Raw genomic sequence first — 24485 nt, 5'->3', positions numbered from 1 at the left:
GCCGTTGTCAGTGGGTGGGTGCACGATGGGGACCATGGCAAGGACAGCGCTGGACTCCTTCTCGCCCGCGACGCGCGGCTGGTTCACGGGGGCCTTCACCGCGCCCACCGCGGCGCAGGAGGGCGCCTGGCGGGCGATCGCGGAGGGTTCGGACGTCCTGGTCGTCGCCCCGACCGGGTCCGGCAAGACCCTCGCCGCGTTCCTCGCCGCGCTCGACCGGCTGGCGGCCTCGCCTGTGCCCGCCGAGCCGAAGAAGCGCTGCCGGGTGCTGTACGTGTCTCCGCTCAAGGCCCTCGCGGTCGATGTGGAGCGCAATCTGCGCTCGCCGCTGACCGGGATCCGCCAGGAGTCGGTGCGGCTCGGGCTGCCCGAGCCGGAGGTGCGGGTCGGCATCCGGTCCGGGGACACCCCGCCCGCCGAGCGCCGGGCTCTCACCACCCGGCCGCCGGACATCCTGATCACCACGCCCGAGTCGCTGTTCCTGATGCTCACGTCCGCCGCGCGCGAGGCGCTCGCGGGCATCGAGACGGTGATCCTGGACGAGGTGCACGCGGTCGCGGGCACCAAGCGGGGTGCCCATCTGGCGCTGTCCCTTGAGCGGTTGGACGAGCTGCTCCCGAAGCCGGCCCGCCGGATCGGCCTGTCGGCGACGGTACGACCGGTGGACGAGGTGGCGCGCTATCTGTCCCCGCAGCGCAAGGTCGAGATCGTCCAGCCGCCCTCCGCCAAGGAGTTCGACCTGTCGGTGGTCGTGCCGGTGGAGGACCTGGGCGAGCTGGCCGGCTCCCCGGCGGCCGAGGCCCAGGAGGGGGCCGAGAAGCCGTCGATCTGGCCCCATGTCGAGGAGCGCATCGTCGACCTGGTTCAGGCACACCGCTCGACCATCGTGTTCGCCAACTCCCGCCGCCTTGCGGAGCGGTTGTGCAACCGGCTCAACGAGATCGCGTACGAGCGTGCCATGGGCGCGCCGCTTCCCGAGGCTCATTCCCCGGCGGATCTGATGGGAGGTTCGGGCGCCGCGGCGGGCGCCCCCGCGCTGCTCGCCAAGGCGCACCACGGCTCGGTTTCCAAGGAGCAGCGGGCGCTCGTGGAGGAGGACCTGAAGGCGGGCCGTCTTCCGGCGGTGGTGGCCACGTCCAGTCTTGAACTGGGCATCGACATGGGCGCGGTGGATCTGGTCGTCCAGGTCGAGTCGCCGCCGTCGGTGGCGTCCGGACTGCAGCGGGTGGGTCGGGCGGGCCACCAGGTGGGCGCGGTCTCCACGGGGGTGGTCTTCCCCAAGTACCGCGGCGACCTGGTCCAGTCGGCGGTGGTCACCGAGCGGATGCGCACGGGGGCGATCGAGTCGCTGCGCATTCCGTCCAATCCGCTGGATGTGCTGGCCCAGCAGCTGGTCGCGATGACCGCGCTCGACACGTGGCAGGTGGACGACCTGATGGCGCTGGTGCGCCGGGCCGCTCCCTTTGCCGCGCTTCCCGAGTCGGCGTTCACGGCGGTTCTCGACATGCTGGCGGGCCGCTATCCGTCCGACGCCTTCGCGGAGCTGCGGCCGCGGGTGGTGTGGGACCGGGTGGCGGGCACGGTCACCGGCCGCCCCGGCGCGCAGCGGCTCGCGGTCACCTCGGGCGGCACCATTCCCGACCGCGGCCTGTTCGGCGTCTTCCTGGCCGGGGCCGACCCGAAGAAGGGCGGCGGCCGGGTCGGCGAGCTCGACGAGGAGATGGTGTACGAGTCACGGGTGGGCGATGTGTTCACCCTGGGCACCACCTCCTGGCGGATCGAGGACATCACGCGCGACCGGGTCCTGGTCTCGCCCGCGCCCGGGGTGCCCGGCCGGCTGCCGTTCTGGAAGGGCGACCAGCTGGGCCGCCCGCTCGAACTGGGCCGCGCGCTCGGCGCGTTCCTGCGCGAGGTCGGCTCGCTCACCCCCGACGACGCCCGGCTGCGCCTGCTGAGCGCGGGTCTCGACGCCTGGGCCGCGGACAATGTGATCGGCTATCTCGACGAGCAGCGCCGCGCCTGCGGTCACGTCCCGGACGACCGGACGATCCTGGTCGAGCGTTTCCGGGACGAGCTCGGAGACTGGCGCGTGGTCATCCACTCCCCCTTCGGCGCCCAGGTGCACGCCCCCTGGGCGCTCGCGCTCGGCGCCCGGCTTGCCGAGCGGTACGGCATGGACGCCCAGGTCATGCATGCCGACGACGGCATCGTGCTGCGGCTGCCCGACGCCGACCTGATGGGTCTGGACCTCCTCGACCAGGACCCGGCGCACCTCGACTCGACGTACGACAGCGAACAGGCCCCCGTGGGGGCGGCGGACACGGTGTTCGACAAGGGCGAGATCGAGCAGATCGTCACCGACCAGGTGGGCAGTTCCGCGCTGTTCGCCTCCCGGTTCCGCGAGTGTGCCGCCCGCGCCCTGCTGCTGCCCCGGCGCAGCCCGGGCAAGCGCACCCCGCTGTGGCAGCAGCGCCAGCGGGCGGCTCAACTGCTCCAGGTGGCAAGCGAGTTCGGGTCGTTCCCGATCGTCCTCGAAGCGGTCCGCGAATGCCTCCAGGACGTTTTCGACGTCCCCGGCCTGACCGAGCTGATGGGGGATCTGGAAGCCCGCAGGGTGCGTCTGGTCGAGGTCACCACACCGGAGCCGTCCCCGTTCGCCCGCTCCCTCCTGTTCGGCTATGTCGCGCAGTTCCTGTACGAGGGCGACTCCCCGCTCGCCGAACGGCGGGCCGCCGCGCTCTCCCTCGACTCGCGCCTGCTTGCCGAGCTGCTCGGCCAGGCCGAGCTGCGCGAGCTGCTGGACGCCGAGGTCCTGACGGAGCTGGAGCAGGAGCTCCAGTGGCTCACCGAGGACCGCCGCATCAAGGACGCCGAGGGCGTCGCCGACCTGCTGCGGGTCCTCGGGCCGCTCACCGACGCCGAGCTGGCGGCCCGGGGCGCCGAGCCCGGCTGGGCCCCGGAACTGGGCGCCGCGCGCCGCGCCATCCGGGTCCGCGTCTCCGGCACCGATCACTGGGCGGCGATCGAGGACGCGGGGCGGCTGCGGGACGCGCTGGGCACCGCGCTGCCGGTCGGTGTCCCCGAGGCCTTCACCGAGCCGGTGAAGGACCCCCTCGGCGACCTGCTGTCCCGGTACGCGCGCACGCACGGCCCGTTCACCTCGGCCACCGCCGCGGCCCGGTTCGGCCTCGGCACGGCGGTCACGGACGGCGCGCTGCAACGCCTCGCGGCTTCGGGCCGGGTCGTCCAGGGCGAGTTCCATCCGGCGGGCATCGGCCAGGAGTGGTGCGACGCGACGATCCTGCGCAGGCTGCGGCGCCGCTCCCTGGCCGCGCTGCGCCAGGAGCTGGAGCCGGTGCCGCCCGCCGCGCTCGCCACCTTCCTCCCCCAGTGGCAGCATCTGGGCAGCAACGGCCTGCGGGGCATCGACGGGCTGGCCCGCGCCGTGGAGCAGTTGCAGGGCGCCGCCGTCCCGGCCTCCGCCCTGGAGAAGCTGATCCTGCCGTCCCGGGTCTCCGACTACAGCCCGGGCCTCCTCGACGAGCTCACCACGACCGGCGAGGTCGTCTGGGCCGGGGCGGGCGCACTGCCCGGCAAGGACGGCTGGATCTCCCTGTACGTGGCCGACGCGGCCCCGCTGCTCCTGCCGCCCCCGCATCCGCTCGAACTGACCGCGCTCCACGAGTCGGTGCTCACCGCGCTGGCCCCCGGCTACGGCCTGTTCTTCCGCCAGCTCGCCGACCAGGTCCGCGCCACCACCCACCCGGAGGCGACCGATCCCCAACTCGCCGACACGGTATGGGACTTGGCCTGGTCCGGGCGGCTCACCAACGACACGCTCGCGCCGCTGCGTTCCCTGCTCGGCTCCGGGCGCACCGCGGGTTCCACCGCCCACCGCGCCAAGCGGCCCGTCCCGCGCGGCCGTTACGGCACCCTGACCGCCGCGGCCCGTCCTGCCTCGCGCACCGGGCCGCCGACGGTCTCGGGCCGCTGGTCGCTGCTCCCGCCCCGCGAGCCCGATCCGACCCATCGCGCCCACGCCCTGGCCCGCACCCTCCTGGACCGGCACGGCGTGGTCACCCGGGGCGCGGTGCAGGCCGAGGGCGTCGAGGGCGGTTTCTCGGCGACGTACCGGATCCTGGCGGCGTTCGAGGACAGCGGGCAGGCCCGGCGCGGCTATGTGGTCGAGGGGCTCGGCGCGGCCCAGTTCGCGATGGACGGCGCGGTGGACCGGCTGCGGGCGGCCGCGACCGCCCGGGACCGGGGCGCCGACGCGCACACCGCCCCGCAGGCCGTCGTCCTGGCGGCTGCCGACCCGGCCAATGCGTACGGTGCGGCGCTGCCGTGGCCCGAGCCGCCGGGCGGGGCCGGCCACAAGCCGGGCCGCAAGGCGGGCTCCATGGTCGTGCTGGTCGACGGCGAGCTCGTGCTGTATCTGGAGCGCGGCGGCAAGTCCCTGCTCGCCTGGGCGACCGGGCCGGACGATCCGGCGCTGACCGCGGCCTGCGGGGCCCTGGCGCGGGCGGCGCGGGCGGGCCGGCTCGGCACGATCACCGTGGAGCGGGCCAACGGCGACCCCGCCCTCACGTCCTCGCTGGCCCGCGCCCTCGAGACGGCGGGCTTCGTTCCGACCCCGAGGGGGCTGCGCCTGAGACCCTGACGCGCCTGCGAGCGAAGGCACGGCAGCCGTCCTGCCCGCACCGCCCGGGCGAGGCCAACCGTCCCCGACCCCGGCAGAATGGACTCATGCCCGAAGGTGACACCGTCTACCAGGCCGCGCGGCGGCTGCACGCGGCACTGGCCGGGCAGGTCCTGACCCGGTCCGATCTGCGGGTGCCGCGGTTCGCCACGGCGGATCTCACCGGGCGGGCCGTCCTCGATGTGACCCCGCGCGGCAAGCATCTGCTGACCCGGATCGAGGGTGGGCTCACCCTGCACTCCCACCTGCGGATGGACGGGTCCTGGCGGATCTACGAGCCCGGCGAGCGCTGGGGCGGCGGGCCCGCTCACCAGATCCGGGCGATCCTCGGGAACGCCGGGCACACGGCCGTCGGCTACCGGCTGCCCGTGCTCGAACTGCTCCGCACCCGGGACGAGTCCAAGGCGGTCGGCCACCTGGGTCCCGATCTCCTCGGCCCCGGCTGGGACGCCGATTCGGCTCTGCGCAACCTCCTCCAGGACCCGGCCCGCACCATCGGCGACGCCCTGCTCGACCAGCGCAACCTCGCCGGGGTGGGCAACGTGTACAAGTCGGAGATCTGCTTCGCGATCCGGGCCGTCCCCTGGCTGCCGATCGGCGAACTCCCCTCCCCCGAGCGTCTCGTGGCCGTCGCGAAGCAGCTCCTGGAAGCCAACAAGGACCGCCCGGTCCGCCAGGCATACGTCTACGGCCGGGCCGGCCGGCCGTGCCCGCGCTGCCGGACCCCCATCCGCACCGCCACCCAGCGCGACCCCTCGGGCCGCGAGCGGCCCACCTACTGGTGCCCCAAGTGCCAGCCCTCGCCCGCCCTTTGACGTCCCGTCCATGACCTCTCCCGGATATTGACGGCCTGTCAGATCCAGTCGTACCGTCCCGGCATGCCCCTCACGGCGTACGACCTCAGCGACCGCACGGCCTTCGTCACCGGCGCAGCGAGCGGGATCGGCCGCGCCAGTGCCCTCCTCCTCGCGGAGGCCGGTGCCGCGGTGCACTGCGCGGACCGCGACGAGATGGGCCTGGCCGAGACCCGGGCGCTGATCGCCAAGGCGGGCGGCACCGCCCATGTCCACCCGCTGGACGTCTCGGACCGCGCGCAGGTGAAGGCGGCCCTGGAAGCCGCAGGACCCGTCCACGTCGTGGCGGCGATCGCGGGCATCATGCACACCAGCTCGGTCCTGGAGACCGAGGACGCCGACCTCGACCGGGTGCTGTCCGTCAACTTCCGGGGCGTGCTCCACGCCTGCCAGGAGGCGGCCCGCACGATGATCGCGCGCGGCATCCGGGGCTCCATCGTCACCATGGCCTCGGGCGCCGTGGACTCCTCACGGCCCGGCCTGTTCTGCTACAGCGTCTCGAAGGTCGCGGTCGTCCAGCTCACCAGGACGCTCGCCGCGGAGCTCGGCCCGCACGGAATTCGTGTGAACGCCATCGCCCCCGGCTGGGTCCGCACCGCCATGACGGGCCGGCACGCCGCCGAGCAGCAGGAGCAGATCGAGTCGATGATGCTGCGGCTCTCCCCGCTCGCCCGGCTCGGCGAGCCCGAGGACATCGCGCACGCGGTACTGCATCTCGCCGCGGACGCCTCGGGATTCACGACGGGTCAGATCCTCCGTCCCAACGGGGGCGTCTCGATGCCCTGGTAGAGCCCGACCGCGCGCTCGGCCCAGGTGTCACATGGACCGGCAGCAGGCTCAGCCCCCAGCCGCCCGCGACCATCGCGCCCTCGACGAACCCCGTCCGACCGGGCACCAGCACCATGCGCAGCACGGCCCACCACCACAGCGCCGCAACGACCAGCGCGGGCACCCAACGCACCGCCACCGCCATGGGCCGCCTCCTCGGGCCGACGCTAGACCGTCGGACATCCCGTGGGGAGGGCGCACGGGCGCAGGCCGGGCGCGCTCCCGGTCCCCCGCGGTTCACCGCGTACGACCGGGTCCGTTCATCGTGTATCCGTGCGCGGCGGCGCATGGTGGCGTGCGGCGGTTCAGACGGTCTCCGCCTGGAACATCCACGCGTGCTTCTCGAGGTCGGCCGTGAGCCCGATGAGGATGTCCTGGCTGATCGGGTCCGGGTCGGCGGTCGCCTCGATGCGCTCGCGCATCCGGCCGATCACGATGCCGAGCGCGTCGACCAGGACCTTCACGGCCTCGGCGTCCTTGATCCAGCCGTCCGGAACGGTGTCGATCGCGCTCGACTTCGCCACCGTGGCGGAGCGCCCGTCCGGGCTGACGCCGACGGCGGAGGCCCGCTCGGCCACCGTGTCCGAGTGCAGCCGCGCGGTGTCGACGACCTCGTCGAGCTGGAGGTGCACGGACCGGAACCGCGGGCCGACCACGTTCCAGTGCACCTGCTTGGACACCAGCGAGAGGTCCACGAGATCCACCAGCGCGCCCTGCAGCGCGTCGCCGACCACCTTGAGGTCGGCGTCGGACAGCGGGCTCTTGATGTAGGACATGCATTTCCTCCACTCCGGACGGAACGTCCGCGCCGGCTCGAGAGGAACGCTCGTACGGGCCATGCGGACGTTTGCGCGATCTCCTACCACCCTGCCACAGAAGCCCTAAAACGGTCACGGCGGAAAAGGGCTGAGCCCCGGCTGGTCACCTGGTGACCGACCGGGGCTCAGTACAAGCCTGGGCGCGAGCCTGACTATCAGGCCGCGACGACGTCCACCGCTTCCGCGGGCGCCTTGATCGTCACCCGCTCCGTCGGCACACCAGTCACCGACGTCACGGAGATCGAATTGAGCATCGGACGTACCGGCGCACGCACCGGCACCGGGTCACTCGCTGCCGCAGAGGCAGCGAGCTCGGCGAGTGCCAGCTCGTCGCTCACTTCCCGCATGAGCTCGGACATCCGTACGTCAAGCGCGTCGCAGATCGCGGAGAGCAGCTCGGAGGAAGCCTCCTTCTGCCCCCGCTCCACCTCGGAGAGATAGCCGAGTGAGACTCGGGCGGACGAGGAGACTTCGCGCAGAGTACGGCCCTGGCGCTGGCGCTGCCGACGCAGCACGTCACCCAGCAGGCGACGGAGCAGAATCATCGGTGGCTCCCTCCTCGGACCGCGTAGCCGCATCCTTCACGCCCCACCGTACCGCCTCGCGCCGCGGCCGTGCGGGGAGCGATGTCGTGTTCACTCAGGGCTGCAAACATCAAATCCCCCCGTTCTGTTCCGTATCCTGTGCCCGCCCATCCTTGCGGAGTTCACTGGAGAGCAGTTCGAGCACGCTGCGTACACTCTCCATACGAATTTCCGCCCGGTCGCCGTTCAACCGCAATGCGACGGTTTTCTTGGCTCCCGCCGGACCAACGGCCGAAACGTATACCGTCCCGACCGGTTGGCCGTCCTGTGGTTCGGGGCCGGCGACGCCCGTGGTCGCGATCCCCCAGCTCGACCCGAGCACCTCGCGCACCCCCGCCGCCATCTGCAGCGCGACGTCGGGATCGACCGCTCCGCGCTCGGCCAGAAGGGTCCCGTCCACCCCCAGGACGTCCCGCTTCAGCTCGGTCGCGTACGCCGTCACCGAACCGCGGAAAACGCGCGAGGCACCGGGCACCGACGTCAGCTCGGCGGCCACCAGCCCGCCCGTCAGCGACTCCGCCACCGCAAGCGTCTGGTCACGCTCCGTGAGCAGGTGCAGAACCCGGGCCGCCTCGCTCACAACGCGGATCCCCCCGCGGCGCGCTGCGCGGCAAGTCCCTTGCGCCTCAGCACAATCGCCTGACGCACATAGTCGAGCCCCGTGACGACCGTGAGCACCACCGCGACGGCCATCACCCAGAAGCGCAGGGTGGCCAGCGGACCCGTCAGCGCGAGCACATACATTCCGGTCGCGGTGCCCTGGGCGAGGGTTTTGAGCTTTCCACCGCGGCTGGCCGGAATCACTCCGTGCCTGATGACCCAGAAACGCATGAGCGTGATCCCGAGTTCCCGGAACAGGATGACTCCGGTGACCCACCACGGCAGATCACCGAGCAGCGAGAGGCCGATCAGCCCGGCTCCCATGATCGCCTTGTCGGCGATCGGGTCGGCGATCTTCCCGAAGTCGGTGACCAGGTTGTACGTGCGTGCCAGGTGCCCGTCGAAGATGTCAGTGATCATGGCGACGGCGAAGGCCACCCAGGCCCAGGCCCGCATCGCCGGGTCGTACCCGCCGTCCGCGAACAGCAGCATGACGAAGCCCGGCACGAGCACGAGCCGGATCATCGTGAGGATGTTGGCGATGTTCCAGAGGCTGGCCTGGTTGACGGCCGCAGCGCCCAGCTTGCCGCCGGGCGCCGGCGTCCGGCCGGTACCGCCCGCCGCCGATGCCGGGACTCCGGTCATCTGCCCGCCTCCTCAACCCCGTCAAGCAGTTCGACCACCAGGTCGACACCTTCGGTACCGACCACCTTGGCCTCGACGATACGGCCGGGCGCAAGGCCGGCGCTCTCGGTGAAGATCACCTGTCCGTCGGTCTCGGGCGCCTGGTGCTCGGCGCGGCCGACCGCCCCGTCCTCGTCGTCGACGGTCTCGACCAGGACGCGCACGGTGTCGCCGATGCGCTCCTCGGCGCGCTGCGCGGTGAGCTCCTCGGCGAGCCTCGACAGGTGCGCGAGCCGCTCGGCGATGGTGTCCGCATCCAGCTTGCCCTCGTAGCCGACCGCTTCGGTGCCCTCCTCGTCGGAGTAGCCGAAGACGCCGATGGCGTCGAGGCGGGCGGCCGTGAGGAAGCGTTCCAGCTCCTTGAAGTCCTCCTCGGTCTCACCGGGGAAGCCGACGATGAAGTTGGACCGCACACCGGCCGTCGGCGCCTTGGCGCGGATCGTGTCGAGCAGTTCGAGGAACCGCTCGGTGTCGCCGAAGCGCCGCATCGCGCGCAGCACGCCGGGCGCCGAGTGCTGGAAGGAGAGGTCGAAGTACGGCACGACGTTCTCGGTCGACGTCAGTACGTCGATGAGGCCCGGCCGCATCTCGGCGGGCTGGAGGTAGCTGACCCGTACCCGCTCGATGCCGTCGACCGCGGCGAGCTCCGGGAGCAGCGTTTCGAGCAGCCGGATGTCGCCGAGGTCCTTGCCGTACGAGGTGTTGTTCTCGGAGACCAGCATGACCTCCTTGACACCCTGCTCGGCCAGCCAGCGGGTCTCGCCGAGCACGTCGCTGGGGCGGCGGGAGATGAACGAGCCGCGGAAGGACGGGATGGCGCAGAACGAGCAGCGACGGTCGCAGCCGGAGGCCAGCTTCACCGAGGCGACCGGGCTGGTGTCGAGGCGGCGCCGCAGCGGTGCGCGCGGCCCGGAGGCGGGCGCGAGACCGTCGGGGAGGTCCTCGGGGGCGGTGTCCTGGGCGTGCCCGGGCAGCGCCACGTCGGGGGCCGCCTGCCGCTCGGCCGGGCTGATCGGCAGCAGCTTGCGCCGGTCGCGCGGGGTGTGCGAGGCGTGGATGCCGCCGTTGAGGATGGTCTGGAGGCGGTCGGAGATGTCGGCGTAGTCGTCGAAGCCGAGCACGCCGTCGGCCTCGGGCAGCGCCTCGGCGAGGTCCTTGCCGTACCGCTCGGCCATGCAGCCGACGGCGACGACGGCCTGGGTCCTGCCGTGATCCTTGAGATCGTTGGCTTCGAGGAGGGCGTCGACGGAGTCCTTCTTGGCGGCTTCGACGAATCCGCAGGTGTTGACGACGGCGACGTCAGCGTCCGATGCGTCCTCGACGAGCTCCCAGCCGTCCGCTGCCAAGCGGCCTGCGAGCTCCTCCGAGTCCACCTCGTTACGGGCGCAGCCAAGAGTGACAAGGGCGACGGTGCGGCGTTCGGGCATGGACTCAAGACTACTTTGTCCTGGCCCACGCCCCCGCCGCGAGGGTCGTGGGCCCGGGCGTCAGCCGGCCTGGGGGTCGCCCTTGGTGTAGCTCAGGCGCTCGACCTGGCCGTCCTCGAACTTGCTGTCGATCTTCTTGCCGTTGACGTAGAGCTCGATCGCCCCGGCGTTGCCGAGGACGAGGTCGACCTGCTGGCCGTCCTGGAACGTCTGGGCTTCGCCCTTCTGGAGCAGGCCGTCGAAGAGCATCTTGCCGTTGTGGTCCTTGGCCGAGATCCAGCTCTTGTCGTTGGTCGCGGTGACCTTGACGGTGACCTTGTCGCCCGGAACCGCGGCGATGGCACTGTCGGACGGGGTCGGGGGGGGCTTGGCGGCGGGGGGCTTGGGCGGGAGGGCGCTGGCCGACGGCAGCTTCTGCTGCGCGGGGCCCTCGGCGACGGAGGTGCCGCCCTTGCCCTTGTCGCCGCCGCTGAACATGGTGAAGCCGACGAAGCCGACGACCACGACGATCGCGGCGACCATGGCGGCGGTCCAGTTGGGCCGGCGCGGCTCGGGCCGGATCCGCTCCGCCTCGAACAGGGGGGCTGCGGGAGTGGGCGCGGGACGGCCGCCGTGAGCGGCGTCGTACCGCGCGACCAGCGGGGCGGGGTCCAGGTGGACGGCCTGGGCGAACGTGCGGATGTGGCCGCGCGCGTACACGTCCCCGCCGCACCGGGAGAAGTCGTCCTGCTCGATCGCGTGCACGATGGGGATGCGCACCCGCGTGGTGGAACTGACCTCGTCGACTGTCAGTCCGGCGGCGATACGGGCCTGCTGAAGTGCGCGGCCGATCGAAGGCCCGTCGTCTTCGATCGGAGGCCGGTCGTCTTCGGGAGAGTTGCCGATGGACACGGGGGCGCCTTTCGAGCGTGAGCCACCTGCTGGGTGTTCAGTCTAGGGGGGGTACGAAAGAGTGGGGCAACCGGGAGAGCGGAGTTTGTACGCCATCGGTATGGCCACGCCCCTGACTGCGGAACACTGACCACACTTGCTTCCCCGTCCCCCTCAACTTGACGTACGGCCAAGGGAAACGGTTGCTCGGCCATCCCGTACGAGTGCTGTTTGGGCCGGTCGGCTGTCAGCCGACAGGTGGTGTCCGCTGATAGCCCATCCATCTACCCCAATTCGCCCCCCGGCAAACTCAGGGGGCCTCGCCCCGGATCACCGCCAGCACGCCGTCGAGTTCGTCCGGCTTGACCAGAACGTCCCGCGCCTTGGAGCCCTCGCTGGGCCCGACGATGTTGCGCGACTCCATCAGGTCCATCAGCCGGCCCGCCTTGGCGAAGCCGACGCGGAGCTTGCGCTGGAGCATCGACGTCGAGCCGAACTGGGTGGAGACCACGAGTTCGGCCGCCTGGCAGAGCAGGTCCAGGTCGTCGCCGATCTCCTCGTCGATCTCCTTCTTCTGCTTGGTGCCGACGGTGACGTCGTCCCGGAAGACCGGGGCCATCTGGTCCTTGCAGTGCTGGACGACGGCCGCGATCTCGCCCTCGGTGACGAAGGCGCCCTGCAGCCGGGTCGGCTTGTTCGCGCCCATCGGCAGGAACAGGCCGTCGCCCTTGCCGATCAGCTTCTCGGCGCCCGGCTGGTCGAGGATGACCCGGCTGTCGGCGAGCGAGGAGGTCGCGAACGCGAGCCGCGAGGGCACGTTCGCCTTGATCAGGCCGGTGACGACGTCGACCGAGGGCCGCTGGGTGGCGAGCACGAGGTGGATGCCGGCGGCGCGGGCCAGCTGGGTGATGCGGACGATCGCGTCCTCCACGTCGCGCGGCGCGACCATCATCAGGTCGGCGAGCTCGTCGACGATCACCAGGAGGTACGGATACGGCGTCAGCTCGCGCTCGCTGCCCTCGGGCAGCTTCACCTTGCCGTTGCGGATCGCCTCGTTGAAGTCGTCGATGTGGCGGAAACCGAACGCCGCGAGGTCGTCGTAGCGCAGGTCCATCTCGCGCACGACCCACTGGAGCGCCTCGGCGGCCCGCTTGGGGTTGGTGATGATCGGCGTGATGAGGTGCGGAATGCCCTCGTACGCCGTCAGCTCCACGCGCTTGGGGTCGACGAGCACCATGCGCACGTCCTCGGGCGTGGCCCGCACCATCACCGAGGTGATGAGGCAGTTGATGCAGGAGGACTTTCCGGAACCGGTGGCTCCGGCGACCAGGACGTGCGGCATCTTGGCGAGGTTGGCCATGACGTAGCCGCCCTCGACGTCCTTGCCGAGCGCCACCAGCATCGGATGGTCGTCCTCGGCCGCGTCCGCGAGGCGCAGCACATCGCCGAGGTTGACCATCTCGCGGTCGGTGTTGGGGATTTCGATGCCGACGGCCGATTTCCCCGGAATCGGCGAGATGATCCGCACGTCGGGGCTGGCGACGGCGTACGCGATGTTCTTGGCGAGGGCGGTGATCCGCTCGACCTTCACGGCCGGCCCGAGCTCGACCTCGTACCGCGTGACCGTCGGGCCGCGGGTGAACCCGGTGACGGTGGCGTCGACCTTGAACTCCATGAAGACGTTCTGCAGCGAGGCGACGACGGCGTCGTTGGCGGCGCTGCGGGTCTTGCCGGGGCCGCCCTTCTCCAGGAGGTCCAGGGAAGGCAGCGCGTAGGTGATGTCCCCGGCGAGCTGGAGCTGCTCGGCGCGCGGGGGCAGCGGCTCGGTGGCCGAGGGTGCGGACTTCGTGAGGTCCGGTACGACGGGCAGGGCGCCCGGCGTGGCCTTCGGCGCGCTGGGCTCGGCCGGGACCTCGGGCTCGGCGGGCCGGGCGACCGGAAGCCCGGTGGCCTGCTCGCGCTCCCGCTCGACGGAGACGCCCTGCGTGAGGTCGGCGACGACGGGCGAGGGAGGAAGGCCGTTCAGCACGGCGCCGTCCAGCGCAGCGGCCGCGGCGGCGGCCACGTCGACCGGGTCGAGGCCGTTCTCGAACGACGGTTGCACCGAGGCACGCCGGGGCTTGCGGCGTCGCGAGAGCGCCTCCTCCTCGGCCCGCTCGGGGACCTGCTCGACGGGGGCGGCGGAGCGTCGCCGGGTGCGCGGCGCGGGCCCGACCTCGCGCCACTCGTCGTCGTACGGCTCCTCGTCGCCCTCCTCGTCCGGGAGCGGTTCGACGACGCCGAGCTTGACGCCGAGGAGCCGCAGCCGCTGCGGGATGGCGTTGACCGGGGTCGCGGTGACCACGAGCAGTCCGAAGACGGTGAGCAGCACGAGCATCGGCACGGCGAGCACGTCGCCGAGCGTGAATTCGAGCGGCTTGGACGAGGCCCAGCCGATCAGGCCGCCCGCGTCCTGCATGGCGTCGGTGCCGTCGTTGCGGCCGGGTGAGCCGCACGCGATGTGGACCTGGCCGAGCACGCCGAGGACGAGCGCGGACAGGCCGATGACGATGCGCCCGTTGGCCTCGGGCTTCTCGGGGTAGAGGATGAGCCGGATCGCGATGGCGCCGAGCAGCAGCGGCACCACGACGTCGAGCCGGCCGAACGCGCCGGTCACCAGCATCTGTACGAGGTCGCCGACGGGGCCGCGCAGGTTCGACCAGGTGCCGGCGGCGACGATCAGCGCGAGGCCGAGGAGCAGCAGCGCGACGCCGTCCTTGCGGTGGGCCGGGTCGAGCCCCTTGGCGCCGCGTCCTATGCCGCGGAACATCGCGCCGACGCCGTGGGCCGCGCCGAGCCAGACGGCGCGCACGAGCTTGTACACGCCGCCCGTCGGGGAGGGCGCCGCTTTGGGGGCGGGCCTGGGTGCCGCCGCCTTCTTCGCGGGCGCCTTCTTGGCGGCGGTCTTCTTCGCGGGCGCCTGGGGGGCCGCGGCTTTCTTCGCGGGCGCAGCCTTCTTCGCCGGGGTACGGCCGGTGCGCTTCGCGGTGCCCGCCGTGCCCTGGGAACCCTTGCCGGACGTACGTGAGGCCATGGGCTTGAGGTTACCTGGGTCGGCGGCGGTGGACACGTGTGCCTACGGCTTCACCCGTCCGTGTCGCATGCCTCAAAGGAATCTGACGTCACGCCAGTTGGACGCGGCGTCAGATTCCTTGGCCGTCAGTTCTGCGAAGGGAGCGTGGGCGCGCCGCCGGTGCCGGGCTCAAGGGCGTCCAACGCCCGCCGCAGACCGGTGAGCTTGCGTTCCAGGTGAGCGGCCGTGGCGACCGCCGCGGCGTCGGCGGAGTCGTCGTCGAGCTGCTTGGAGAGCGCCTCGGCCTGCTCCTCAACTGCCGCGAGCCGCGCGGACAGTTCGGCGAGCAGACCCGCCGACTCCTTGGCCGCGCCGCCGTGGGTGCCGCCTTCCAACTGGAGCCGCAGCAGGGCCGCCTGCTCACGCAGCTGGCAGTTCTTCATGTACAGCTCGACGAACACCGACACCTTGGCGCGCAGCACCCAGGGGTCGAACGGCTTCGAGATGTAGTCCACCGCACCCGCCGCGTAGCCGCGGAAGGTGTGGTGGGGGCCGTGGTTGATGGCCGTGAGGAAGATGATCGGGATGTCGCGCGTCCGCTCACGCCTCTTGATGTGCGCGGCGGTTTCGAACCCGTCCATTCCGGGCATTTGGACGTCCAGCAGAATGACCGCGAAATCGTCCGTAAGCAGCGCTTTGAGCGCTTCCTCCCCTGACGATGCCCGCACCAGTGTCTGATCGAGCGCAGAGAGGATGGCCTCCAGCGCCAGCAGATTCTCCGGCCGGTCATCGACCAGGAGGATCTTGGCCTTCTGCACCATGGCCCGTCCTCCTCGCCCCGGCAGTGCACCGGGCGCCGCCCCAGGGGACGACTCCCTTGCGTCGCCCGTCCTTGTGCCGGTCATGGTAGCCGCACCCCGCCTGTCGCCACACCCTGTCACCGCGATGTCACTGTGCACGTAGCAGAAACGCAGTGGGAGACCAGAAGGTTCCCCGAATACCGCCGCCTCACACGCCTTCGGCCACAGTCAGTCAGCAGCGCCCGGTCATTCGTACAGCAGACGATCACTTCCCTCGCATCCACTGCTCCATGACGGAGAGCAGATGGTCCGGATCGACCGGCTTCGTCACATAGTCGGAGGCGCCGGACTCGATGGCCTTCTCGCGGTCGCCCTTCATCGCCTTCGCGGTGAGCGCGACGATCGGCAGACCGGCGAACTGCGGCATCCGGCGAATCGCCGAGGTCGTCGCATAGCCGTCCATCTCGGGCATCATGATGTCCATCAGGACGACCGCGGTGTCCTCGTGCTGTTCGAGGACCTCGATGCCCTCCCGCCCGTTCTCCGCGTACAGCACCGAAAGCCCGTGCTGCTCAAGGACGCTGGTGAGCGCGAAGACATTGCGTACGTCGTCGTCGACGATCAGGACCTTCTCGCCGGCGAACTGGAACGTCCGCGCGGGGGCCCGCTCCGGCTCGGCCGCCTCCCAGCTCTCCCCGGTGGCGACGGACTGCCCGGGCATCGCGGCCTCCTTCTGCCCCTCCGCGCCGAGCACCTTGCGGCGCCGCCGGAAGAGACCGGCCGTGCCCGGCTGGGAGGCACCCTGCCCGGTCTGCGCCCCGCCGTTGTGCTGCGCGAGCTCGGGGCGGGCGGCCTCGATGGCGAGGCCGGCCGCGCCTTCCATGCCGCCGGGGGCGAGCTGCGGATAGCCCTGCGGGGGCAACTCGCTCAGGTGCAGCGGGAGGTAGAGCGTAAAGGTGGAGCCGCGGCCCGGCTCGCTCGCCGCGTGGATCTCGCCGCCGAGCAGCCGCGCGATCTCACGGCTGATGGAGAGGCCGAGGCCGGTGCCGCCGTACTTGCGGCTGGTCGTGCCGTCCGCCTGCTTGAACGCTTCGAAGATGACCCGCATCTTGCCGGCCGCGATCCCGATGCCGGTGTCGGTGACCGAGAACGCGATCAGGTCGGCGTCGGCGTCGCGCAGCGAGCCCGCCTCCAGGAGCTGCTCGCGGATGGCGTGCGGGACGTCGGAGCCGGCCGGGCGGATGACGAGCTCGACGGCGCCGCTGTCGGTGAACTTCACCGCGTTGGACAGCAGGTTGCGCAGCACCTGCAGCAGCCGCTGCTCGTCGGTGTGGAGCGTCGCGGGCAGCTCGGGCGAGACCCGTACCGAGAAGTCGAGGCCCTTCTCCGCGGTGAGCGGGCGGAACGTCGCCTCCACGTAGTCGACCAGCTGGACGAGCGCGATCCGGGTCGGCGAGACGTCCATCTTGCCCGCCTCGACCTTGGAGAGGTCGAGGATGTCGTTGATCAGCTGGAGCAGATCGGAACCCGCCCCGTGGATCGTCTCGGCGAACTCGACCTGCTTCGGCGAGAGGTTGCCCTCCGCGTTGTCCGCGAGCAACTTGGCCAGGATGAGCAGCGAGTTGAGCGGCGTACGCAGCTCGTGCGACATGTTCGCGAGGAACTCGGACTTGTAGCGCATGGAGACGGCGAGCTGTTCGGCGCGCTCCTCCAGGACCTGCCGGGCCTCCTCGATCTCGGTGTTCTTCACCTCGATGTCGCGGTTCTGCTGGGCGAGCAGCTCGGCCTTCTCCTCCAGCTCCGCGTTGGAGGCCTGAAGAGCCCGCTGCCGGTTCTCCAACTCGGCCGACCGCTCTCGCAGTTGCTCGGTGAGCTCCTGCGACTGCTTGAGCAGCACCTCGGTCTTGGAGTTGACCGAGATCGTGTTGACGCTGGTCGCGATCATCTCGGCGATCTGGTTGAGGAAGTCCTTCTGGATGTGCGTGAACGGCTGGAACGAGGCCAGCTCGATCACCCCGAGCACCTTCCCCTCGAACAGCACCGGCAGCACGATCACATGCGCGGGCGGTGCCTCGCCGAGCCCGGAGGAGATCTTGAGGTAGCCCGGCGGCACGTTCTCCACCAGGATCGTCCGCTTCTCCTCGGCGGCCGTGCCGATCAGCGTCTCACCGGGCCGGAAGGAGGTCGGCATGGAGCCGGCCGAGTACCCGTAACTCCCGCGCATCCGCAGCTCGTACGAGCCGTCGCCCTCCGCGCTGACTTCCGGGGCGCCGCCCGTGGGCATCGCCAGGAAGAACGCGCCGTGCTGCGCGGAGACGACCGGCGTCAGCTCGGTCATGATCAGCGAGGCCACGTCGTCGAGGTCGCGGCGGCCCTGCATCAGGCCGGAGATGCGGGCCAGGTTGCCCTTGAGCCAGTCCTGCTCCTTGTTGGCGACGGTGGTGTCGCGCAGGTTGGCGATCATGGTGTTGATGTTGTCCTGGAGGGCCTGGATCTCGCCCGCCGCGTCCACGTCGATCTTCAGGTTGAGGTCGCCGCGGGTCACCGCGGTCGCCACGGCCGCGATCGCGCGGACCTGCCGGGTCAGGTTCCCGGCCATCTCGTTCACCGATTCGGTCAGATCGCGCCAGGTCCCGTCGACGTCGCGCACCCGGGCGTGACCGCCCAACTGGCCCTCGGTGCCCACCTCGCGGGCCACCCGGGTGACCTCCTGGCCGAACGAGGACAGCTGGTCGACCATCGTGTTGATGGTGTTCTTCAGCTCCTGGATCTCGCCGCGCGCATCGATGTCGATCTTCTTGGTGAGATCGCCCTGTGCGATGGCCGTGGTGACGGTGGCGATCTGCCGCACCTGTCCGGTGAGGTTGTCGGCCATGGAGTTCACCGATTCGGTGAGGTCCTTCCACGTACCGGAGACGCCGGGCACCCGGGCCTGCCCGCCCAGGATGCCGTCCGTGCCCACCTCGCGGGCCACCTTGGTGACCTGCTCGGCGAACGAGGAAAGGGTCGTCACCATCGTGTTGACGGTGTCGGCGAGTTCGGCGACCTCGCCGCGCGCCTCGACCGTCACCTTCTTGGTGAGGTCTCCATTGGCGACCGCCGCCGAGACCCGGGAGATGTTGCGCACCTGGGTCGTCAGGTTCGCAGCCATCAGGTTGACGTTGTCGCTGAGGTCCTTCCAGATGCCGGTGACCCCGCGCACCCGGGCCTGACCGCCCAGGATGCCCTCCGTACCCACCTCACGGGCCACGCGCGTGACCTCGTCGGCGAAGTTGGACAGCTGGTCGACCATCGTGTTGACGGTCGTCACCAGCTCCAGGATCTCGCCCTTGGAGTCGACCGTGATCTTCTTGGAGAGGTCGCCCTCGGCGACCGCCGTCGTCACCTCGGCGATGTTGCGCACCTGTGAAGTCAGGTTGTTGGCCATGAAGTTGACGGACTGGGTGAGGTCCTTCCAGGTGCCGGACACGCCCTGCACCTCGGCCTGACCGCCCAGAATGCCCTCGGTGCCCACCTCGCGGGCCACCCGGGTGACCTGCTCGGCGAAGTTGGACAGCTGGTCGACCATCGTGTTGAGGGTGTTCTTCAGCTCCAGGATCTCGCCGCGGGCGTCCACGTCGATCTTCTGCGACAGGTCACCCCGGGCGACCGCCGTGGCGACCTGGGCGATGTTGCGCACCTGGGCCGTGAGGTTGCCGGCCATGCCGTTCACGGAGTCGGTCAGGTCGCGCCACACCCCGGCGACGCCGGGCACCTGGGCCTGGCCGCCGAGCCGGCCGTCGGTGCCGACCTCGCGGGCGACACGGGTGACCTGCTCGGCGAAGGCGGAGAGCTGGTCGACCATCGTGTTGATGGTGTTCTTCAGCTCCAGCATCTCGCCGCGGGCATCCACGTCGATCTTCTGCGACAGGTCACCCCGGGCGACCGCCGTGGTCACCTGGGCGATCTGACGGACCTGTGAAGTCAGGTTTCCCGCCATGAAGTTGACGGAGTCGGTGAGTTCCTTCCAGGTGCCCGAGACGCCGTCGACGCGCGCCTGGCCGCCGAGCCGGCCCTCGGTGCCCACGTCCCGCGCCATCCGCGTGACCTGGTCGGCGAACGACGACAGCTGCGCCACCATCGTGTTGACGGTGTTCTTCAACTCCAGCATCTCGCCCGCGACATCGACGGTGACCTTCTGCGACAGGTCGCCGTTGGCGACCGCCGTCGTCACCTGCGATGTCCCGCACCTGCCCGGTGAGGTTGCGGAACGCGGTGTTGACGGAATCCGTCAGGTCCTTCCACGTCCCGGCAGCACCGGGTACTTCCGCCTGACCGCCGAGCCGGCCCTCGATGCCGACCTCGCGCGCGACTCGCGTCACCTCGGAGCCGAACGACTGGAGCTGGTCCACCATCGTGTTGACGGTGTTCTTCAGCTCCAGCATCTCGCCGGCCACATCCACGGTGACCTTGCGCGACAGATCGCCCTTGGCGACAGCGGTGGTGACGAGAGCAATGTCACGCACCTGTGCCGTCAGCCGGTACGCCATCGTGTTGACCGAATCCGTCAGATCCTTCCAGGAACCGGACATACCGCGCACCTGGGCCTGACCGCCGAGCTTGCCCTCCGTGCCGACCTCGAGGGCGACCCGCGTCACCTCATCGGTGAAGGCGGACAGCTGGTCGACCAGGTTGTTGACGGTCCGCCCGACCTTGAGGAACTCCCCGCGCAACGGCCGCTCCGCACCGTCACTGCCGTGCGACCGCAGGTCCATCCGCTGTTCCAGATCACCCTCGGCCACCGCCGAGAGCACCCGCCCGACCTCCGAGACCGGCCTCGCGAGATCGTCCACCAGCGCGTTGGAAGCGTCGATCGCGGCCGCCCAGGAGCCCTCACAGGCCCCGTTCTCCAGCCGCTCGGTCAGCTTTCCCTCGCGCCCGACCATCCTGCGCACCCGGGCGATCTCGCCGGTCAGATGCAGATTTCGGTCCGCGACCTCGTTGAAGACGGCCGCGATCTCCGTCATCACCCCGTCGCCGGACACCGTCAGGCGTTTGCGGAAATTCCCGTCCCGCATCGACGCGAGGGCCGCGAGCAGCCGCTGCAGCGCCGCCGTGTCCACCTCGGTCGTACCGTTGCTCCCTCGCTTATGGCTCCGGGCCTGTTGAGTCCGGGACTGATCGTCTTTCGCGCGCGTGCTTACGCCCCGCGCTGCTGCGCCAGACTCCACCGTGTCCCTCCCGCAAGGGTTGACCGCACTGCCCGGGCTGTCTCCGGAAGCATGCCCAGTGTTTCACCATGGCCGAACCAGGCCATAACAGTTCGGCAGCTTCGCATATCCGTCCCCGCCCACGGAGGGCGGAAACACTGGTGACCGGCATCCGCTCGGACAGCGAAGGTAAGTAACCTGGCTTCCGGCTGTCCAACCGCCCCGGTCCGCCCGGCATGGGGGCGGTTCGTACCCTTCTGCTCGGTAAAGCTTGGGGGAGGGCGGCACAAAGGACGACCACGGGACACCGGAGGGGGCGGGCCGACATGGGACTGTTGATTCCCGGAGAGCACGTTCCGGAGCCCCGGCAAGGAAATCCGGGCGACGAGACGCGTACGAGGAGTTCTGTGATCACCGCGCGGGCGGCAGCCAGCTTCGACCCTGTCGGGCGGTCGGTCGCGACCGCCCGCGCCTTCGTCCGGGACACCCTCCAGGGGTGGGGCTACGCGGATGTCGTGGACGACGCCGTGGTCCTGACCAGCGAGCTCGTCACCAACGCGGTCGTCCACGCCGGCACCAAGGCGGACGTCCTGTGCCTGCGCTCCGACGACGGCGTACGCGTCGAAGTGGCCGACCGCTACCCCGAACGTGAGGTTCCGCTCCTCGGCTCCCCCGCCGACGTCGCCGGACCCGACCGCGAGAACGGCCGCGGCCTGCTGCTCTGCGCCGCCCTCGCCTCCCGCTGGGGGGTCGAGTACACGCCAACCAGAAAAAATGTCTGGTTCCAGCTCGACCTCCCCAACCGCCCCGTGGGCACCCGCTCCGCCGGCCCGGCCCTGCCGACCGCCCTGCTCCCCGTCACCGACGGCAGAGTCCGGGTAGCTGTCGTCCAGATCGACCGCACCGGCGCCGTCCGCGCCTGGAACGAGGACGCCGAGGAACTCTTCGGCTACCCCGCCGAGCAGGTCACCGGCAAGGCGCTCACCGACTTCGCGGCCTGGCCGCACACCCCCGGCACCTCGACCGGAATCGTCGAAGCCCTCCAACTCTCGCGCTGGGAAGGCACCTACGGGATAAGGGGCGCCGACGGCCGCGTCGTTCCGGTGTACGCCTCCCACCTCAGGGTCCGCGACACCGAGGGCGAGCCGTCCACGGTCTGCCTTCTCGTGCGCGACGACGAGCGCGCGGTCCTGCAGACCCCGGTCCGCCAGCCCGCGACCGACCCGGTCGCCCTGGGCGAGAGCCGCAACGTCGACCCGTTCGAGGTCTTCATCGGCTCCCCCGCCCCCGACGACCTCGACGGCCTGCTCCAGCGCACCGTGGAGCGCGCCCGCGACATGCTGGACGGCGACTCCGCCTTCCTGCTGCTCGCCACCGACGACGAGACCGAGCTGGAAGTACGGGCCACCACCGGCCTCCCCTCGGCCCGCCAGCGCTTCGCCCGGGTCCCCGTCGAGGCCGGCACCGGACGGTACGGCTCGGCCCGGATGCCCGCCGTCCACGAGGACCTCGCGGCCGTTCCCGGCGCCGTACCGCTGCTCGAAAGCACCGGCATGCGCTCGGTCGTCACCGTTCCGCTCAAGGTCGAGGGCCGCCTCACCGGCTCGCTCGGCGTCGCCGCCGAATCCCCCGGCCGCTATTCCAACGAGGAGGCCCTGCGTCTCCAGTTCGCCGCCGACCGCATCGCGCTCGCCGTCGAATCGGCCCGCCTGGGCGAGCTGGAACGGCTGCGCAGAGGCTCGCTGAGCTTCCTCGTCGAGGCCTCCGACCTCCTGGCCGGCACCCTGGACCGCGACCAGACACTGGCCCTCATGGCCCAGATGACCGTCCCCACCCTGGCCACCTGGTGCGCCGTCTACACGATCGCCGACCAGGCCTCGGACCCGTACCTCTCCTACGTGCTCCACGAGGACGAGGAACGCATCGACGGCCTCAAGGCCCTCCTCTCCAGGATCAACCCGCCGGAGCCGGTGCCCACCCCCGGCGCCCGCGTGTGGTCCGCCCCCGGGGAAGCCGCCCACCAGGCCGCCCTCCGCGTCTCGATGCGCGACCTCGGCCGCTCCGGCAGCCCCCACACGGGCGGCGGCCTCGGCACCACGCTGTCGACGGCGGCCACGGTCGGCGGCGAGACCGTCGTACTGCCGCTCGTCGCCCGCAACCGCGTCATCGGCATGCTGACACTCGGCAAACCGTCGGACGACCACTTCCGTCAGGAGATCCTCGAACTCGCCGAGGACCTCTCGCGCCGGGCCGCGCTCGCCCTCGACAACGCGCGCCTGTACTCCGAGCGCATGGCCATCAGCCGCTCCCTCCAGCGCTCCCTGCTGCCGCCCGGCCTGCCGCAGATCCCGGGCGTCGAGGTCGAAGTGATCTACCGCGCGGCCGGCGAGGGCAACGAGGTCGGCGGCGACTTCTACGACCTCTTCCCCATCCGGGACGGCGCGTACGGCTTCGCCATCGGCGACGTCTGCGGTACGGGCCCGGAGGCCGCCGCGGTCACCGGCCTCGCCCGGCACGCCCTGCGTCTGCTCGCCCGCGAGGGCTTCGGCGGCCCCGCGGTCCTGGAGCGCCTGAACGCGGCGATCCTCGACGAGGGAGCCCGCAGCCGTTTCCTGACGCTCCTCTATGGCGAGTTGTGGCCCCAGGAGGACGGCAGCGCCATCCTGAAGATCGTCTGCGCCGGCCACCCGCTCCCCCTGCGCCTGCGCCAGGACGGCTCGGTCGAACCGGCCGCGGACCCGCAGCCCCTGCTCGGCGTGATGGAGGACCTGGAGCTGTACGAGCAGACGATCACCCTCGACCCGGGCGACGTCCTGCTCTGCGTGACGGACGGCATCACCGAGCGCCGCGAGGGCACCCGCATGCTCGGCGACGACGGCCTCACCGACGTCCTCGCCTCGTGTACAGGTCTGACGGCGGGCGCGGTCGCTGCCCGCGTACTCCGAGCCGTCGAGCGCTTCGCCGCCGAACCGGCCTCCGACGACATGGCGATCCTGTCCATGCGCATCCCGGAGCAGGCCAAGCGATAACCGCGAGGGGGTACGCGAAAGGCCCCGCCCAATGGGCGGGGCCTTTCGGATTGTTGAGCCCCCATGCGGAATCGAACCGCAGACCTTCTCCTTACCATGGAGACGCTCTACCGACTGAGCTATAGGGGCCGGTTGTTGTTTCGGGGTTTCCCCCTCACCAACGAGATAAAGCATACCCCGAATCAGACGGTGTTCCGAACCACGGTCACCGGTTCCGGCTATGCGGGTTGCAGCAGACCGCCGAGCGCGTTGCAGACGGACACCAACCGCCGCAATTCCGCCTCGGTAAGCCCGTCGAGCGAAGGCAACGCGAGCGTCTCGTCGGCAGCCCGCTCGGTCTCACCAAGCATCCACCCGTCCCGCCGGAACTCCCGCATCCGGTGTACGGGAATGGGCACGGGCACCTCACACTCGACCCCGCGCCGCCGCAGCAGCCGTGCGAACGCATCCCGGTCGGGCCGCCCGTTGCCGGGCACGCGCACGACGTACCGCTGATAGCGATGCCCCTCGGCCGGCGTGGGCGTCTCCACGCCGGCGAGCCGCCGCCCCAAGTACCCGGCGCGCTCCCGCCGTTGAGCCACGTCCCCGCCGAGACCCTCGCGGTCCTCCTCCTCAAGGAGCAACACTCCGTTCTTGGCGGCCAGTTGAGCAAACCGCGGCACATCGGCCGGATGCCCGAAACGGTGGACGAGTACGACAGCGGCGGTCCTGGAAGTGATGACCCGGCCGACGGCGTCCGGGGCCAGGCAGTAGGTCAGCGGATCGATGTCGGCGAACACCGGCACGGCCCCGGTGGCGACGACGGCCCTGGCCAGCTCGCCGGTGTCGTAGGCCGGCACGATCACCTCGTCACCGGTCGTGACACCGGCAGACTTGAGCGCTCCTGTCATCCTCATGACAGCGGATCGTCCTCTTGCCACATGAACGCCAGGTAAGCGGGCACAAAAAAACGCTGGCCCCCGAACCGAAGTTCAGGGACCAGCGTTGAATATTTGTTCGGCGGCGTCCTACTCTCCCACAGGGTCCCCCCTGCAGTACCATCGGCGCTGAA

At 70.9% G+C, this 24485-nt stretch carries 14 protein-coding genes, 1 tRNA gene and 1 pseudogene; 4 read left to right on the top strand and 12 right to left on the bottom strand.

Features of this window, described 5'->3' with window-relative positions; all coding sequences use genetic code 11:
* Positions 1–34: 34 nt before the first annotated feature.
* From ABD346_RS31175 to ABD346_RS31165, 3 genes are all read left to right on the top strand, one after another.
* The gene (locus ABD346_RS31175) at positions 35–4660 is read left to right on the top strand and encodes an ATP-dependent helicase (RefSeq protein ID WP_344379423.1); all 4626 of its coding nucleotides are present in this window, start codon (positions 35–37) and stop codon (positions 4658–4660) included.
* An 86-nt stretch (positions 4661–4746) separates the two neighbouring features.
* Complete coding sequence (locus ABD346_RS31170) at positions 4747–5514, top strand: DNA-formamidopyrimidine glycosylase family protein (protein ID WP_344379421.1); 768 nt, start codon at positions 4747–4749, stop codon at positions 5512–5514.
* 63 nt (positions 5515–5577) lie between these two features.
* Positions 5578–6342 (top strand): SDR family NAD(P)-dependent oxidoreductase, encoded by a 765-nt coding sequence (locus ABD346_RS31165; RefSeq protein WP_344379420.1) that lies wholly within the window; start codon positions 5578–5580, stop codon positions 6340–6342.
* Here the strand turns inward: ABD346_RS31165 and ABD346_RS31160 are convergent.
* The 10 genes and pseudogenes from ABD346_RS31160 to ABD346_RS31115 all read right to left on the bottom strand — a co-directional run bounded on the left by ABD346_RS31160 (position 6290) and on the right by ABD346_RS31115 (position 20318).
* Positions 6290–6520, bottom strand: coding sequence for a hypothetical protein (locus ABD346_RS31160; RefSeq protein WP_344379485.1), 231 nt, complete (start codon positions 6518–6520; stop codon positions 6290–6292). The genes ABD346_RS31165 and ABD346_RS31160 overlap by 53 nt on opposite strands.
* A gap of 166 nt (positions 6521–6686) precedes the next feature.
* Entirely contained in the window at positions 6687–7157 is a 471-nt protein-coding gene (locus ABD346_RS31155) for a Dps family protein (RefSeq protein ID WP_189969353.1), read from the bottom strand.
* A gap of 197 nt (positions 7158–7354) precedes the next feature.
* Positions 7355–7744: a helix-turn-helix domain-containing protein gene (locus ABD346_RS31150; protein ID WP_053726410.1), complete on the bottom strand. Its 390-nt coding sequence runs from the start codon at positions 7742–7744 to the stop codon at positions 7355–7357.
* 109 nt (positions 7745–7853) lie between these two features.
* Positions 7854–8363: a CinA family protein gene (locus ABD346_RS31145; protein WP_344379418.1), complete on the bottom strand. Its 510-nt coding sequence runs from the start codon at positions 8361–8363 to the stop codon at positions 7854–7856.
* Positions 8360–9028 (bottom strand): CDP-diacylglycerol--glycerol-3-phosphate 3-phosphatidyltransferase, encoded by a 669-nt coding sequence (pgsA, locus tag ABD346_RS31140; protein ID WP_344379417.1) that lies wholly within the window; start codon positions 9026–9028, stop codon positions 8360–8362. Before pgsA ends, ABD346_RS31145 begins: the two co-directional genes overlap by 4 nt.
* A complete protein-coding gene (gene rimO, locus ABD346_RS31135) occupies positions 9025–10494 on the bottom strand; it encodes a 30S ribosomal protein S12 methylthiotransferase RimO (protein ID WP_344379416.1) in 1470 nt (489 codons plus the stop codon). The genes pgsA and rimO overlap by 4 nt, the downstream gene beginning before the upstream one ends.
* A gap of 60 nt (positions 10495–10554) precedes the next feature.
* The gene (locus ABD346_RS31130; protein ID WP_344379415.1) at positions 10555–11385 is read right to left on the bottom strand and encodes a helix-turn-helix domain-containing protein; all 831 of its coding nucleotides are present in this window, start codon (positions 11383–11385) and stop codon (positions 10555–10557) included.
* Between the two features lie 289 nt (positions 11386–11674).
* Entirely contained in the window at positions 11675–14437 is a 2763-nt protein-coding gene (locus ABD346_RS31125; RefSeq protein ID WP_344379414.1) for a DNA translocase FtsK, read from the bottom strand.
* 125 nt (positions 14438–14562) lie between these two features.
* Complete coding sequence (locus tag ABD346_RS31120) at positions 14563–15237, bottom strand: response regulator (protein ID WP_344379412.1); 675 nt, start codon at positions 15235–15237, stop codon at positions 14563–14565.
* A 244-nt stretch (positions 15238–15481) separates the two neighbouring features.
* Positions 15482–20318 (bottom strand): annotated as a pseudogene (locus ABD346_RS31115) (HAMP domain-containing protein).
* Positions 20319–20731: 413 nt separating this feature from the next.
* On the opposite strand from ABD346_RS31115, the gene ABD346_RS31110 reads away from it, so the two are divergent.
* Positions 20732–23434, top strand: coding sequence for a SpoIIE family protein phosphatase (locus ABD346_RS31110; protein WP_344379411.1), 2703 nt, complete (start codon positions 20732–20734; stop codon positions 23432–23434).
* A 56-nt stretch (positions 23435–23490) separates the two neighbouring features.
* Here the strand turns inward: ABD346_RS31110 and ABD346_RS31105 are convergent.
* Together ABD346_RS31105 and ABD346_RS31100 are read right to left on the bottom strand one after the other, a co-directional pair.
* A tRNA-Thr gene (locus tag ABD346_RS31105) sits at positions 23491–23563 on the bottom strand.
* Between the two features lie 89 nt (positions 23564–23652).
* Entirely contained in the window at positions 23653–24330 is a 678-nt protein-coding gene (locus tag ABD346_RS31100; protein ID WP_344379410.1) for a DegT/DnrJ/EryC1/StrS family aminotransferase, read from the bottom strand.
* Positions 24331–24485 lie beyond the last annotated feature (155 nt).

Source organism: Streptomyces mauvecolor, from assembly GCF_039532965.1.
GTDB classification, from domain to species: Bacteria; Actinomycetota; Actinomycetes; order Streptomycetales; family Streptomycetaceae; genus Streptomyces; species Streptomyces violascens.
The sequence above is the reverse complement of the archived record's forward strand: the minus strand, read 5'-3'. Positions and strand labels throughout refer to the sequence as shown.